General features: G+C 73.9%; 11 protein-coding genes. 7 read left to right on the plus strand and 4 right to left on the minus strand.

Annotated elements, in window-relative coordinates; genetic code table 11:
* The first annotated feature begins 37 nt into the window (after window positions 1–37).
* The 4 genes from BMX74_RS20460 (at window position 38) to BMX74_RS20475 (ending at window position 5,037) form a co-directional block, all read left to right on the plus strand.
* Window positions 38–1,468, plus strand: coding sequence for a glycoside hydrolase family 3 protein (locus BMX74_RS20460; RefSeq protein ID WP_091102176.1), 1,431 nt, complete (start codon window positions 38–40; stop codon window positions 1,466–1,468).
* Entirely contained in the window at window positions 1,465–2,331 is an 867-nt protein-coding gene (locus BMX74_RS20465) for a MurR/RpiR family transcriptional regulator (RefSeq protein WP_082535392.1), read from the plus strand. The genes BMX74_RS20460 and BMX74_RS20465 overlap by 4 nt, the downstream gene beginning before the upstream one ends.
* 136 nt (window positions 2,332–2,467) lie before the next feature.
* Complete coding sequence (locus tag BMX74_RS20470) at window positions 2,468–4,264, plus strand: thiamine pyrophosphate-dependent enzyme (protein WP_256257045.1); 1,797 nt, start codon at window positions 2,468–2,470, stop codon at window positions 4,262–4,264.
* A 128-nt stretch (window positions 4,265–4,392) separates the two neighbouring features.
* Window positions 4,393–5,037, plus strand: coding sequence for a hypothetical protein (locus BMX74_RS20475; RefSeq protein ID WP_091102178.1), 645 nt, complete (start codon window positions 4,393–4,395; stop codon window positions 5,035–5,037).
* 72 nt (window positions 5,038–5,109) lie between these two features.
* Here BMX74_RS20475 and BMX74_RS20480 read toward each other — a convergent pair whose 3' ends face one another.
* Together BMX74_RS20480 and BMX74_RS20485 are read right to left on the minus strand one after the other, a co-directional pair.
* Entirely contained in the window at window positions 5,110–5,964 is an 855-nt protein-coding gene (locus tag BMX74_RS20480) for a bifunctional methylenetetrahydrofolate dehydrogenase/methenyltetrahydrofolate cyclohydrolase (protein ID WP_091102181.1), read from the minus strand.
* Window positions 5,965–6,155: 191 nt separating this feature from the next.
* Entirely contained in the window at window positions 6,156–6,674 is a 519-nt protein-coding gene (locus BMX74_RS20485; protein WP_091102182.1) for a GNAT family N-acetyltransferase, read from the minus strand.
* A gap of 408 nt (window positions 6,675–7,082) precedes the next feature.
* Between BMX74_RS20485 and BMX74_RS20495 the strand changes: the two genes are divergently transcribed.
* The 3 genes from BMX74_RS20495 to BMX74_RS45715 all read left to right on the plus strand — a co-directional run bounded on the left by BMX74_RS20495 (window position 7,083) and on the right by BMX74_RS45715 (window position 13,407).
* A complete protein-coding gene (locus BMX74_RS20495) occupies window positions 7,083–11,255 on the plus strand; it encodes a glycoside hydrolase family 38 N-terminal domain-containing protein (protein WP_091102186.1) in 4,173 nt (1,390 codons plus the stop codon).
* Between the two features lie 80 nt (window positions 11,256–11,335).
* The gene (locus tag BMX74_RS46660; protein ID WP_420538135.1) at window positions 11,336–12,274 is read left to right on the plus strand and encodes a DUF7158 domain-containing protein; all 939 of its coding nucleotides are present in this window, start codon (window positions 11,336–11,338) and stop codon (window positions 12,272–12,274) included.
* Window positions 12,274–13,407: an ROK family protein gene (locus tag BMX74_RS45715; protein WP_091102192.1), complete on the plus strand. Its 1,134-nt coding sequence runs from the start codon at window positions 12,274–12,276 to the stop codon at window positions 13,405–13,407. Before BMX74_RS46660 ends, BMX74_RS45715 begins: the two co-directional genes overlap by 1 nt.
* 538 nt (window positions 13,408–13,945) lie before the next feature.
* Here BMX74_RS45715 and BMX74_RS20515 read toward each other — a convergent pair.
* Window positions 13,946–14,596: a class I SAM-dependent DNA methyltransferase gene (locus BMX74_RS20515; RefSeq protein ID WP_055506496.1), complete on the minus strand. Its 651-nt coding sequence runs from the start codon at window positions 14,594–14,596 to the stop codon at window positions 13,946–13,948.
* A gap of 637 nt (window positions 14,597–15,233) precedes the next feature.
* A complete protein-coding gene (locus BMX74_RS20520; RefSeq protein ID WP_091102194.1) occupies window positions 15,234–15,416 on the minus strand; it encodes a hypothetical protein in 183 nt (60 codons plus the stop codon).
* Window positions 15,417–15,468: the final 52 nt, after the last annotated feature.

Raw genomic sequence — 15,468 nt, forward strand, 5'->3', positions numbered from 1 at the left:
TTACCTTCAGATCAACAACTGTGAAGGAAAATGCCGAATGATCGATGACCTCCGCCGGCTCGCGCTCACCGTGCTCCAGCCCGGCTACGACGGCACGTCGGCCCCCGGCTGGCTGCGCAGGGCGCTGGGCGAGGGGCTGGGCGGGGTCGTCCTGTTCGCCCGCAACGCCATCGACGCCCCCCTCGTCGCGAGCCTGCGCGCCGAGAACCCCGCCGCGGTCATCGCGATCGACGAGGAAGGCGGCGCCGTCACCCGGCTGGAGGTGGGCGCCGGCAGCTCGTTCCCCGGCAACCGGGCACTCGGCGTCATCGACGACGTACGGCTCACCGAACGCGTGGGCCGCCAGATCGGGCGGATGCTGGCCGAGACCGACATCACCCTCGACTACGCCCCCTCCGCCGACGTCAACGCCAACCCCGCCAACCCGGTCATCGGCGTACGCTCCTTCGGCCCCGACCCCGACCTCGTCGCCCGCCACACCGCCGCGTACGTCAAGGGCGTGCAGGGCGCGGGCGTCGCGGCGTGCGCCAAGCACTTCCCCGGGCACGGCGACACCGTCACCGACTCCCACCTGGCGCTGCCCACCGTGCACGCCACCCGCGAGGTGATCGCCGAGCGCGACCTGCCGCCGTTCCGCGCCGCGATCGAGGCCGGCGTCCAGGCGATCATGTCGGGGCACCTGCTGGTGCCCGCGCTCGACCCCGGCCTGCCCGCGACGCTGAGCCGCGCCGTCATGACCGGCCTGCTCCGCGACGAACTGGGCTTCGACGGGATGCTCGTCACCGACGCCATCGAGATGCGCGCCGTGGCGGCCATGTTCTCCCCCGGGGAGATCGCGGTGCGCGCGCTCGCCGCCGGCGTGGACGCCGTCTGCGTCGGCCACACCACCGAGGACGGCCTGTACGAGATCCGCGACGCGATCGTCGCCGCCGTGCGCGAAGGCACGCTGCCCGAGGAGCGGCTGGCCGAGGCCGCCGGGCGGGTCCTCGCGCTGTCCTCCTGGTACGCCGAGCGGCCCGCGCTGCGCGAGAAGGCGTGCGCCGACCTCGACCAGGGCGTGGGCCTGGAGGCCGCCAGGGCCGCGCTGACCACGCACGGCGACGCCGTGCTCGACAGGGCGCCGCTCGTCGTCGAGGTCAACACCCGGCTGAGCCAGGCGGTCGACCCGGCCACACCGACCGGCGTCATGGCGGCGCTCACCGCCGTGCTGCCCGGCACCGCCGTGGCGCGGATGGAGCCCGGCGGCGAGCTGCCGCCGTTCGACGAGCGCCCGGTCGTGCTGGTCGTCCACGACGCCGCCCGCCACGAGTGGGTGCGCGAGACGATCGCGCGGGCCCTGCGGGAGCGCCCCGACGTGATCGTCGTCGACACCGGCGTCCCCGCCGAGCCCGCCGGCGCCGCGCACGTCGCCACCCACGGAATCTCCCGCGTCTCCGCCCAGGCCGCCGCGGAATGGCTGACCCGATGACCTCCGAACCGGCCAACCCGGTCGCCGCCGTGCGGGCCGTGCTGCCGTCGCTGACCCCGGCGGCGCAGGCCATCGCGCGCATCGTCCTGGACGACCCCGGGGTCGTCGTGCGCAGCACGATCACCGAGTTCAGCGCGGTGTCCGGCACCAGCGAGGCGACGATCGTGCGCACCGCGCGGGCGCTCGGCTTCGCGGGCTACTCGCAGATGCGCTTCGCGCTCGCCGCGGCCGTCGCCAAGGAGCCGGAACGGCTCGTCCCCGGCGACCTCGGCCCCGACGACCCGCTGACCGACGTGATCGCGAAGGTGGCGCGGGCCGAGTCCGACGCGCTGGCCGACACCGCCGCCCAGCTCGACCCCGACCGGCTCGGCGAGGTCGTGGACGCCATCGCCATCGCCCGGCGCGTCGACGTGTACGGGGTGGCCGCGTCCGGCCTGGTCGCCGCCGACATGTCACACAAACTGCTGCGCATCGGGCTGTCCAGCCACCCGTTCAGCGACGCCCACCTCGCGCTCACCAGCGCCGCCCTGCTCAGGTCCGGCGACGTGGCCGTGGCGATCAGCTGCACCGGCGAGACACCCGACGTGCTCGTCCCCGCGCGCACCGCCGGCGAGGCCGGCGCCCTGGTCGTCGCCATCACCAACAACCCGCGCTCGTCGCTCGCCGCGCTCGCCGACCACACGCTCGTGTCGGCGGGCCGCGAGACCGCGTTCCGCCCCGGCGCGCTCGCCAGCAGGATCAGCCAGCTCCTCATCGTCGACTGCATCTTCGTCGGTCTGGCGCAGCGCACCTACGACAGGGCCGACGCGGCCATCCGCGCCACCCGCGACGCCACCGACCGCTACCGCAACCGGCCCATGTGACCCCGACTCCCGGGCCGGCCCGCACCCGGACCGCGCGTCGCCGTGCCGTCCGCCCCCGCCGCCGTCATCATGGAGGGCCTGAGAACCGGCACGCCGGGCCGGCGCGCCGGGGATTCCAGCAGGCCGAGGAGGGCCGGTGACGACGACGGTCAAGGACGCCACGTTCGACGTGCTCAGGCGTACCGGGATGACGACGATCTTCTGCAACCCCGGCTCGACCGAGGTGGCGCTGCTGACCGACCTGCCCGGCGACCTCGACTTCGTCCTCGCCCTGCACGAGGGCTCCGTCGTCGGCATGGCCACCGGCTGGGCCCTCGCCCGCCGCACCGCCGCCCTGACCGTCCTGCACACCACCGCCGGGCTGGGCAACGCCGTGGGCGCGCTCGCGACCGCGCGCGTCAACCGGGTGCCCCTCGTCGTCATCGTCGGGCAGCAGGACCGCAGGCACCTCGCGCTGGAGCCGTTCCTCACCGGGCGGCTGGAGGGCCTCGCCGGCGGCTACCCCGTCTGGACCGACCATCCCGTACGGCCCCAGGACCTGCCCGGCGCGATCGCGCGGGCCCGGCACGAGGCCGAGACGTTCCGCGGCCCGGCCGTCGTCGTCGCGCACATGGACGACTGGTCGGCGCCCTGGACGGGCGAGCCGGTCGCCGCGCCGGCCCGGCTGCTGCGTCCCGCGACCGCCGTGCCCGACGCCGACCTCGCCCCGCTCGTGGACCTCCTCGCCGCTGCCCGTACCCCCGCCATCGTCGCCGGGGCGGGCGTGACCGGCGGCATGACCACCGCAAGCGGCACCGGCCGGGACGCGGCCGAAAGGGCCGGTGCGGGATGGGACGCCGTGGCGGCACTCGCCGAGCGGCTGGACTGCCCCGTCTTCCAGGAGCCGTTCGGCGCGCTGGCCGGGTTCCCCCAGGACCACCCGAGGTACGCGGGCGTGCTGCCCTCCGACCGCACCCGGCTGCGGGGCGTCCTCGCCGGGCACGACGTCGTGCTCGCCGTCGGCGCGCCCGTCTTCCGCCAGTACCCGTACGCGCCGGGCCCGCTCGTGCCGGAGGGGACGGCGGTCGCCCTGGTCACCGACGACCCGGCCGAGGCGCACCGCAGCCCGGCCGACCTGGCGTACCTCGCGCCACCCGCCGCCGTCTGCACCCGCCTCACCGCCCTCCTCCCACCACGCCACGGCCCGGCACCCACCGGCGAGGCCTCGGCGCGGAGCGAAGAGGTTCGGGCACTCGGCGGAGAGGCCTCGGCACTGGGCGGGGACGTTCCGGCGCTCGGTGGAGAGGTTCCGGCGCGGGGCGGGGAGGCCGTGGGGGTGGGTGGGTCCGGGGCCGGGGCCGTGGAGGCGGGCGCGGGCGTCCGTGGTGACGTTCCCGCCGGGCCGTTGCGGGCCGCCGACGTCCTGCGGGAGCTGGCGCGGCGGCTGCCCGCCGACGCGGTGCTGGTCGAGGAGACGCCGTCCGCGCGGCCCGACCTGCACCGGCTCGTCCCGGCCAGGAACCCGCTCGGGTTCGTCTCCGCCGCCATGGGCGGGCTCGGGTTCGGCGTGCCCGCCGCCGTCGGCCTCAGGATGGCCCTTCCCGGACGCCCCGTGGTCGCGGTCGTCGGCGACGGCTCCGCGCTCTACGGCGTCCAAGCCCTGTGGAGCGCCGCGCACTACCAGGTGGGCGCGCTGTTCGTCGTCCTGTCCAACGGCCGGTACGCCATCATGGACCGGCTCGCGGAACGGCAGGGCGGCAAGGCTCCCTGGCCGGCGTTCCCCGAGGTGGACATGGGGGCGATGGCCAGGTCGCTCGGCTGCCCCGCCGTCCGCGTGGAGCGCCACGCCGACCTGGTGGACGTGCTCGACGAGGTGCTGCCCACGCTCGCGTCGCGCGACGAGCCCCTGCTGCTGGACATCGCCGTGGCCGTGGACCTCGACTTCCAGCCCTGACCGTCGGGGGCCGGACAACCGGCCTCGTCCCAGGGGTCCGGATATTAGGTTGAGACGGGAAAGCTGATCACGGATCGCTCGCCGCGCGGGCCCGCCGGCGAGATCTCGGCCCCTCGGGAGGAACGTCGATGAGAACAGCTCTGCGCCCGATCGTCGCCGCGTGCGTCGCGGCAACGGCACTGGCGGGCGGCGCCCACGCCGCCGAGGCAGCCACGAAGATCCCGACCGGTTTCCTGACGTACGAGAACGCGTCAGCCAGGTCGGCTGTCGAGTTCGGCGAGACCAGGTGGAAGGTGTCTGATGCCCGGACGGCCCAGTTACTGGTGAATCCCTGCGGGGCACGCAAGACCGCCGACGCCGGGCGGGTGGCCGCCCGCACCGTCACGAGCTCCGGCGACAACGACGCGGGCAACGACGAACAGCTCGTCCTGTACCGCAGCGAGGCACTCGCCCGCCAGGCCATGAAGGGCATCCGGGACGCCCTGGCCACCTGCAAGGGCGCGTCGGACGCGGCCAGGACCGTCCGCCGGGGTCAGGCCGCCTCCATCGGGGACGAGGCACTGCGGGTGATCGTGCAGTCCACGCTGGCGGAGGGGCCGGGCGGCGGCGAGCGCTCCGTCGTCGCCCGCCGAGGGTCCGCCCTGATCATCTACCGGGTCCACACCACCTACGACCCGGCGAAGACCGGGTTCCGGCGGGCCGACTTCAAGCGGCAGGAGAAGGACGCCAAGGCCCTCGCAGGGAAGGTGTGCGGCCTCCCCGGCGTCTGCTGACCTCGCCCGCACCACCGTTCGCCGCCCCGGGGCCGGCACCGGTGTCCGCCGCCCCGGGCCGGGCGGCCGGCCTCAGCGGCCCTGCCGGCCTTCGGCGGCTTCCACGACGTTCGACAGCAGCAGGGCGCGCGTCATGGGGCCGACGCCGCCCGGGTTGGGCGTGAGGAAGCCCGCGACCTCCTCGACGTCCGGCGCCACGTCACCGGCGATCTTGCCGTTCACGCGCGAGACGCCCACGTCGAGCACCGCCGCGCCTGGCTTGACCATGTCACGGGTGATCAGCTCGGGCACGCCGGCCGCGGCGATCACGATGTCGGCCCTGCGTACGTGCCCGGCCAGGTCGTGGGTGCCGGTGTGGCAGAGGGTGACGGTGGCGTTCTCGCTGCGCCGCGTGAGGAGGAGACCGAGCGAGCGGCCCACCGTGATGCCGCGGCCGACCACGCACACGTCGGCGCCCTTGATCGGCACGCCGTACTCCTGCAGCAGCAGCACGATGCCGTGCGGCGTGCAGGGCAGCGGGGCGTCGACCATGTGGACGAGGCGGCCCAGGTTGACCGGGTGGAGGCCGTCGGCGTCCTTGGCAGGGTCCATGCGCTCCAGCAGGGCCATGGTGTCGAGGTGCTTGGGCAGCGGGAGCTGCACGATGTACCCGGTGCACTCGGGCGAGGCGTTCAGCTCGTCGATGGCGGCCTCGACCTCGGCCTGGGTGGCGGTGGCCGGCAGGTCGACGCGGATGGAGGCGATGCCGACCTCCGCGCAGTCGCGGTGCTTGCCCGCCACGTAGATCTGGCTGCCGGGGTCGTCGCCGACGAGGATGGTGCCCAGGCCGGGCGTGATGCCGCGTTCCTTGAGCGCGGCCACCCGGGTCGTGAGGTCTGCCTTGATCTTTGCGGCGGTCGCCTTGCCGTCGAGTTTCACTGCGCTCATGTGGCAATCCTTCCACGAACCGCGACCCGCCCTTCTCACGGGCCGAGGGTTTCCACAGCCGGGAGGCGGAGGGCGGGGCCGTCCACAGCCGGAGATGACACCGTTGTCATCGGCCCTGCGGCTGCCCGCCGACGCCGTGCTGGTGGCTCGTCGGCGACGGCCGGGGTTCCCGCCGGAGCCGGAGCCGAGCCTCACATGAGGAGGCGCCGGTAGCGGACCTCGGTCAGCGGGAAGCCCCGCGTGGCGTCCCGCTTGATCGCTCCGTCGCCGTGCCATCCGGCCGCCTCGTAGAAACGCCGGGCGCGGACGTTGGTGTCCAGGACCCAGAGGGTGGCCTGGCGATAGCCGGCGCCGGTCAGCGCGCCGAGGGCCGCGTTCATCAGGTCCTTGCCGATCCCACGGCCCCATGTCTCCGGTGTCAGATAGATCGTGGTGATCTCGGCGACGGACGCGGGGTCTTCGTCGTCGTCTCGCGTGGGCGTCAACCCCGCGAACCCGACGACGTTCCCCTCGGTCTCGGCCACGAGAACTCCCTTCCTGGGCCAGGCCGTCTCGGCGAGCAGACGCTCCCAGCCGGGCAGCCGCCGCGCGGGATCCAGGTCGTCGAGGTAGTCCTGGGGGACGAGTCCCTGGTAGGCGGCCTGCCAGGACCGGACGTGGACGGCCGCTATCGCGGGGGCGTCAGCCCCTGTCGCCTGTCGGATACGCATCCGTCCGTGGTATCGGCTCTGGCAGGTGGCTGTCGAGTCGATCGGCCGGGACGGGACTCACCGCGGCCGGTGGAGGTCCTCCGAGCCGGAGGACGTGGTACAACCGGGCGAGCCGGGCAGCCCGGAGCGGCAGATGCCGAGGCGCTCGCAGGGCCGCGACCCGCGCTTCTCACGGGCCGGGGCTTTCCCCAGCGAAGCGCGCGGGTACACGGGCGGCCTCCCCGGCGTCCGCTGACCGCTCCCCCGCCGCCCCTCAGCGGCCCCTCAGCGGCCCCTCAGCGGCCCTGCCGACGTCCGGCGTCCTCCACGACGTCCGACAGTCGTCCACAGCTGGGGATGACATCGTTGTCATCGCTCGGCGGACGGCATATGGTTGCGGCGCCAGCAACGCGTCAGCGGAGGTTCCCTGTGCCTGTTCGCCTGTTGTCCGCCGAGTCCACCGACCTGTTCGTCGGCACCGCCGCGGACCCGTACCAGGTGCTTCGCGTCACCGTCGCGCCCGGCGCGCCCGGCGAGGTGATCGACGTGCGGGGCGCCGCCGTGCGCGCCGCGCGGCCGGTTCCCGCGCCCGCCGCCGGAGGCGTCGTCGAGGTGCCGCTCGTCGTCTCCGCCCCCGCGGGCGAGAGCGCGCCGTGCCTGGTGACGCTCGGCGGCGAGTCGCTCGACGCCGCCGTCACGGCCGAGGAGCCGGGCTGGACGATGTTCATGGTGTCCCACTTCCACTACGACCCCGTCTGGTGGAACACCCAGGCCGCCTACACGAGCCCTTGGGAGCTGCTCTCCAGCGACTCCACCACCAGGCCGCTGTGGGAGGCCAACGCGTTCGCCCTGGTCGAGGCCCATATCGAGCTGGCGCTGCGCGACCCCGACTACCGCTTCGTGCTGGCCGAGGTCGACTACCTCAAGCCGTTCTTCGACACCCGCCCCGAGCGGCGGGCCGACCTGCGCGCGCTGCTGGCCGAGGGCAGGGCCGAGCTGATCGGCGGCACGTACAACGAGCCCAACACCAACCTCACCGGCGCCGAGACCACGATCAGGAACATCGTCTACGGCGTCGGCTACCAGCGCGACATCCTGGGCGGCGACCCGCGCACCGCCTGGCAGCTCGACGTGTTCGGCCACGACCCCCAGTTCCCCGGCTACCTCGCGGCGGCGGGGCTCACCGCCAGCGCCTGGGCGCGCGGGCCGTTCCACCAGTGGGGCCCGCTGCTGAAGAACTTCAAGGAGGCCGGGGGCGACGCCACGGTCATGCAGTTCCCGAGCGAGTTCGAGTGGATCTCGCCCTCGGGGCTGGGCGTGCTGACGCACTACATGCCCGCCCACTACTCCGCCGGCTGGTGGATGGACTCCGCGCCCTCCCTCGACGACGCCATGCGCGCCGTGTTCGACCTGTACCGGTCGCTCAAGCCGGTGGCCGCGACCAAGAACATCCTGCTGCCCGTCGGCACCGACTACACCCCGCCCAACAAGTGGGTCACCGACATCCACCGAGCATGGGCGGCCAGGTACGTCTGGCCCAGGTTCGTCTGCGCCACGCCCCGCGACTTCCTCGACGCCGTGCGGGCCTCGGCCGGCGCGTTCAGCCCCCAGTCGCGCGACATGAACCCCATCTACACCGGCAAGGACGTCTCGTACATCGACACCAAGCAGGCGCAGCGGGCGGCCGAGGTGGCGGCGCTCGACGCCGAACGGCTGTCGGCGCTCGCCGCCGTCCTCGGGCTCGGCCACTACCCGCACACCGCGCTCGACAAGGCGTGGCGGCAGCTCGCGTACGGCGCCCACCACGACGCCATCACCGGCTCCGAGTCCGACCAGGTCTACATCGACCTGCTGACCGGCTGGCGCGAGGCGTACGACCTGGCCGCCGGCGCCCGCGACCGGGCGCTCGACGCGCTCACCGGGCAGGTCGCGCTCGACGGGCGCGCCGTGGTCGTGACCAACACCCTGCCGTTCGCGCGCGACGGCCTCGTCACGGTCCGGCTGGCACCCGGCGAGACCGTGGCCGGGGTCCCCGCCGTCGTGGAGGCGGCGGGCGCGGACGGCACCGTCGTGACGTTCCAGGCACGCGACGTGCCGTCGCTGGGGTGGCGCGCCTTCCCGGTGACGCCAGGCGAGGCAGAGCCGTGGCGCCCCGTCCCCGGCGCCACCGTCGAGAACGAGCGCTGGCGCGTCACCGCCGACCCCGAGCGGGGCGGGGGGCTGAACTCCGTCCTCGACCTCGCGTCGGGTCGGGAGCTGCTCACCGGCCTGGGCAACGAGCTGCGGCTCTACGACGAGTACCCCCAGCACCCCGACATGGGTGAGGGCCCCTGGCACCTCATGCCCACGGGGCGGGTGGCCGGTTCGGGCGAGGGCCGCGCCGAGTCCGTACGCGCCGAGGAGAGCGCGCTCGGGCGGCGGCTCGTCGTCACCGGGCGGCTCGGCGACCTCGCGTACGAGCAGGTCGTCACGCTGCTGCACGGCTCCGACCTGATCGGGTTCACCACGCGGGTCCTCGACCACACCGGCGCCGACCGGCTGCTGCGGGTCCGCTTCCCCGCCCGCGTCGAGGGCGCGCTGCCGGTCTCCGACGTCGCCGGAGCCGTCATCGGCCGCGGCTTCGCCCTGCCCGACGTCGACTCGGCCGAGCATCCCTGGACGCTCGACAACCCCGCCAACACCTGGTTCGGCCTGTCGGCGACCGCCCGGGTCGATCTCGGTCACGCGGGGGCGCGGGCGCTCGGCGTCGCCGAGATCGTCGTGCCCTCGCCCGCCGACGCCCCCGCCGTCCGCGACCTGGTCGCGGCGTTCGCCCGCGTGGGCGTCACCGCCACCACCTCCACCGCCTCCGGCTCCCGCTACGGCTTCCTGCGCGTCGACTCCAACCTGCCCGACGTCCGCATCGTCCTCGGCGGTCCCGACACCAACCCCCTGGCCGCCGAGCTCCTCGAACGCGCCGATCCCGCGTACCTGGAGGCGTTGAAGGCCGGCGCGCCCCGCGTGTGGGTGCCCGCCGAACGTCCGCTGACCGAGGTCTGGCAGCCCGGCGCCGACCTGCGTGACGTGCGGTCCCTGCCCGCCCTCGTGGTCGCGGGGCCGGTCGCCGACCTCGTCGACGACCTCGCCGACGCCGTGGTCGAGGCCGTCTGCCCGCTGGGCGCCGAGGCGCTCGACGACCGCACGGTCGCCCTGCTCACGTACGGGCTGCCGGGGTTCGCCGTCGACCCGTCGGGCGCGCTGCACCTGTCGCTCATGCGCTCCTGCACGGGCTGGCCGTCGGGCGTCTGGCTCGACCCGCCCCGCCGCACCGGCCCCGACGGCGCCGCCTTCCAGCTCCAGCACTGGACCCACGAGTTCTCCTACGCGCTGGCCGCCGGGGCGGGCGACTGGCGCGCGCTGCGCCTGCCCGCCGCGGGCCAGGAACACATCACGCCACTGCTCCCGCGCGTCCTCGACACGCAGCCGGGCCCCCTGCCCTCCGTCCACTCCATGCTGGCCGTCTCGCCGGCCCGCGACGTGCTGCTGAGCACCCTGAAGGCCACCGGCAACCCCCACGCGTCGGGCCGCGAACCCGGCGACAGCGGCCGCGTCACCATCCGCCTGTCCGAGGCCACCGGCCTCGGCACCCGCGCCCACCTCAGCTCCCCGGTCCTCGCCCTGGCCTCCCTGACGCCGGCCGACCTCCTCGAACGCCCCGCCGAGCCTCCCGCCACCCTCACGGCTGAGGGCGAGGGCGTCTCCCTCCCCCTGGCCGGGTCCGAACTCGCCACCTTCCTGGCTCCGGCGCCGCCGCAGCCCGCGTCGCCGGAGCTGGGGCAGACCGCAGAGACGGCACAGCCCGTCTACAGCCGCTACTGGCTCCACAACAAGGGGCCCGCGCCGCTGGGCTACCTGCCGGTCTCGGTCGCCGTGTCCCCCGCCCTGGTCGCCTCACCCGAGGGCGCGTTCGAGGTGGAGGTGGTGGTGTCGTCCCAGCTCACCGAGGCCGAGCACGAAGGCATGGCCGAGCTGCGCGTGCCCGACGGCTGGACGGCTCGGCCCGCCGCACGCCCCTTCCGGCTCGCCCCCGGCGGGCACGTCCGCTTCCCCGTCACCGTCACCCCGCCCGCGTCGCCCGCCCCGGGCCTGCACTTCGTCTCCGCCCGCACGTCCACCGGCGGGCAACTCGTCGAGGACGTCACCACCGTGGCCATCGGCGAGCCGCCCGAGCTGCCCGTCCCCGGGGCGCCCCCTGCCTGGGACGGCACCGTCGGAGGCACCACGTCCGACACCGCCCGCCCCACCGGCCTGGAGATCTCACCGCCTCCCGCCGTCCTCGCCGTACGCCCCGGCGAACGCGCCGCCCTGACATTCCGCCTGGCCAACACCACGCGCGACGAGATCCGCGGCGAGGCGCAGCTCGCGTCCCCCTGGGGCACCTGGCACCTGCTCCCGCGCGTCGTCCAGGGCTTCGCGGTGCCACCGGGCGAGACGGCGGAGGTGTCGTTCCCGGTGGAGGCGCCGCTCGACGCGCAGGAGGGCCACGCCTGGGCGCTGGCCAAGGTCATGTGGTTCGGCCGCTGCCAGTACACCCCCGCGGTACGCCTGGAGGTGACCCGATGACCCCCCACGCCCACCCGAGGGCCGACGCCCCCTCAGGGATGATCGGCCGGGTCGGCGGGCAGGAGGTCCCACGGGAACGCCTGGAGCGGCGCCTCACCGAACTGCACGACGGGCCGCTGCACGCCGCCCTCCCCGCGCCTGGCACCTCGGAGCACCGCCAGCTCACCCGCTGGGTCACCCAGGTCATCCTGACGGAGGCGCTCTGCGAGCAGACCGCCGCCGACCTGGGGCTCACCCCGCTGGAAGGCGGCCCCCTCGCCCCGGTCGCCGCCGTCGAACTCGGCTCCATCAACGCCGCCGCCTACAACGGCAACCCCTGGGTCCGAGCGGTGTACGTCCACGTCACAGTGGGGGTGACCGTACCGGAGGAATGGCGCACCCCGCCACCAGAGAGCCAGGACGGGCGGAGCGAACGCGGGGCGTCAGACGAACCCCCCGGGGAAACACGACCCGGATCGGACCAGCCACCGGAAGAGAGGCGACCTGCAACGCACGAGCGACGCGGGGAAGGACAACCCATACGGAACAAGTCACCCCAGAAAGGGCAGCCTGCGGCGGACGAGCCGCCCCGGGAAAGACCTGGGGAAAGGCGGTCTGCGGTGGACGGGCTACCAGGGGAAACGCGGTCTGCGTCCGGTCGGCTTCTTGTGCGTCACCGTCTGTACGCCGATCGGGCGTCCGCCGGTCTCGCCACGCCCGAGGACCTCGACTCCCTGGGCATGGTCACGCTCGACTCGCTGCCGAGGGCCGTGGCTGAAGCGATCCGACGGCACCCTCACGGGACGCTCGTCGGTCCCGTGGCCGACGCCCTCGGCTGGCACGTGGCCACGGCTACCCCATCGCCCGCCCCTCCCCCGCCCTCTCAGCCGCACCACCGCAGGCAGCCCCTCCTGGAGGCGGCCCGCCGGCGGGCCTTCACGCGGTGGCTCGACGACATGCGCGCCAGAAAGGTAGAGCTCGTGCCCGGTCTGGAACACCCTGGCGACCCTCGCCAGCCCGACAACCACCACAAACACTGATGAACTGCGTACTTGCCATCGACATCGGAGGAACCAAGCTCGCCGCCGCGCTGGTGGACGAGGCGGGCTCCGTGCTGCGTTCCGCAACCCGGCCCACGCCGCGTACAGAGGTCATGGCGGCCCTCACCGCTCTCATCGCCGAGGTGACCGTGGACGGCCCGCCACCGCTGGCCGTCGGCATCGGCTGCGCGGGGCCGCTGGACCTCGCCGAAGGCACGGTCAGCCCGGTGAACATGCCGAGCTGGCGCGGGTTCCCGCTGCGCGACGAGGTCCAGGCGCTGACGGGGCTGCCCACCGTACTGGCGGGCGACGCGCAGTGCTTCGCCCTGGGCGAGCACTGGCTCGGCGCGGGGCAGGGCAGCAGGGCGCTGCTCGGCATCGTCGTCTCGACCGGCATCGGCGGCGGACTCGTGATCGACGGTGCGCCGATCCTCGGTCCGACCGGCAACGCCGGACATGTCGGGCACATGAGCGTCGACCCGTACGGCGAGCGCTGCGAATGCGGCGGACGCGGCTGCGTGGAGCGCTACGCCAGCGGCCCCAACATGGCCCGCTGGGCCACCGAGAACGGCTGGACCCCAGGCCGCCCGACCGGCACCCCCACGGAGAAACCAGGAGAACCGGCGGACGAACCCACAGGAGAACCAGCAGTCGCACCGGTAGACACACCGGCAGGCGGACCCACGGGGCAACCCCCAGGCGGACCGACGGACACACGGACGGGCAGACCAGTGGACACAAGGGCGGGCGGACCCACGAGGGAACCGGCAGGCGGAGCGATGGACGCAGCGTCAGGCGGACCAACGGCGGAACCGGCGGACGCCCGGGCCCTCGCAAGGGACGCGGCTGCCGGAGACCCGGTCGCCCTGGCGGCGTTCGAACGGGGAACACGGGCCCTGGCAGGCATGATCGCCTCGGTGACGGCCGGCGTCGAGGTGACCACCGTGGTCATCGGCGGCGGGGTTTCGGCGGCGGGAAAGGTCCTGTTCGGGCCGCTGGAGCGGGCGCTCGACGACATCGCGGGCCTGCCCTTCGTCCGCGCGGTACGCATCCAACCCAGCACCCTCGGCGTACGCGCAGGCCTGGCAGGAGCCGCCAGCCTGGCCTGGCGCCACCACACCCATTCCCCCTGAGCACCCAGAAACCCCTTTCCACCAGAGAAGCCGCGCGCCCCTTCCCACCGGAGAAGCCGTGCGCCCCTTTCCGCCAGAGAAACCGGGAACCCCCTTCCCCTGAACAGCCGGGAGCCCCCTTCCCCCCGAAGCCCCCTTCCTCCAAGGAGCCGGGAGCACATTTCCCCCGAAGCCCCCTTTCCTCGGGGGAGCCGGGAGCGCCGTTTCCACTGCGAGAAGTCGGGAGCCTGGAGCCGGGAGCCTGACCCCACCCAGCCTCCCCCGAAGGACAGGGGACCGATGCCACCCCAACCTCCCGCCAGGACCAGGAGCCCATCCGCCCCAACCCTTCACCCTGAGACCAGGGACGCGGTGCCGTCCCAACCCTTCACCTCTAAGACCAGGGGCGCGGTGCCGTCCCAGCCCTTCGCTCCGAGGTACAGGCGGCCGCATCGCCTCGCCCCCGCTCCTGAGGACAAAGGGCTGCTGGAACTGCTGGACAGGTCGCATGCGTGACGAGGTGGCGGACGACTCCGAGCCGGCCAGGTCGGTGGGGGGCTCAGGGAGTGGCCTTGCGGGCCAGGAGGAAGCCTTGGGAGGTGCGTTCGGTGGAGTCGGGGTCGCGGACGAGACGAGCCGTCACCAGGAGCCCGACCTGCGCGAGCTGGTCGGCGGCGCGGTCCGGGCGCAGGCGGTGGAAGTCCAGGGCGATCTGGTGGCCGAAGACCTCGGAGAAGTGCCGTGGTTCGTCCCCTACCTGGAAGGCGATCAGCAGGTGCCCGCCCGGCCTGAGCACCCGCGCCAGTTCGGCGAAGACGAGCGGCTGTCGCTCCGGCGGCGTGTGAACGACGGAGTACCAGCAGACGGCGGCGGCGAGATGGTTGTCGGGCAGGTCCAGCGCTTCCAGGGACCCCTCCTCGAACCGCAGCTCGGGGTGGTTGCGGCGGGCGACGGCGAGCATGCCGGGCGACAGGTCCACGCCGAAGGCCCGTACGCCGAGGGAGTCCAGGTGCGCCGTGACGATGCCGGTGCCGCAGCCCAGGTCTGCGACCGGTCCCGGGTCGGAGGCCCGGACGATCTCGGCGAACGCCCCGAGCAGGCCCCGGTCCAGCGGCTTGCCGTCGAGTTCGCGGGCGAAGTGCCGGTCGTACTCCTCGGCGAGGGCGTTGTAGGAGGCGCGGGTGGAGAGGAGGTGGGAGGCGTCGGTCATGGCGGGCGATCATAGCCATCGGGATCATCATGCCCGGAGCACATTTCAACGGCCGTTCCTGGCAACCGTCATTCCTGGGATGGCGGCCCAGGATGTGTCGTTGCCATGAAGATCTTCCTCGCGCCGTCTTCCTCGCGCGGTCGCCCTCGCCGGTTCGTTCTCACCCAGATGTCCTCGCCTGACGTCCTCCCGCGGTCGTCCTCACCCAGTCGTCCTCGCCTGACGTCCTCCCGCGGTCGTTCTCACCCGGTCGTCCCCGCACTGTCGTCCTCGCACGGTCGTCTGCGGTGAAGGGGTTTCTGCGCACCGGTGGGGCCGTCCGAGCCCGAGGGCGGCGGGAGCTGCGCGGAGGCGGCGGCCAGCGCTCGACATCAGAGGTCGTGAGCGTCCGTTGGGCTTCGATCATGCCCGGTCGGCTGACAGCGGTGGTGTGAGAGGTGCCGCAGGGTCTTCGGCGGCGACGCGGTGGCGCCGCCAAGGTCGAGGTGGCGACGAGGTGGCGGACGCGTCCGTCTCCCGTATCGCCGGCAGTGCTGCCTCGAACGTCGGCGCCGAGCCGACGATGCGGCGGATGTGGCGGGGTGGCGAGGACAACCAGGCCGAGGGAAGTGACCAGGACTCGCTTTGTGATGGGCCGCTACTCGCGCTCGGCGAGCTGGGCCTCGCGGCGTTCGATGATGCGGCGGGTGAAGGGGATGATCTCGACCACGCGGCTCCCGAGGTACGCGCCGATGAAGGCCAGCACCAGGAGCACGACGGGGCTGGTGGCAAGGCCGTTCATCGTGACGAACGCCTGCAGGACGGAATCGAGCATGGGCATGGAGACTCCGGAGGAGAGTGGCACGGGGCGACGGCCTCAGGCTAACCGGACT

It is taken from the genome of Nonomuraea pusilla (assembly GCF_900109355.1).
Taxonomy (GTDB): Bacteria; Actinomycetota; Actinomycetes; order Streptosporangiales; family Streptosporangiaceae; genus Nonomuraea; species Nonomuraea pusilla.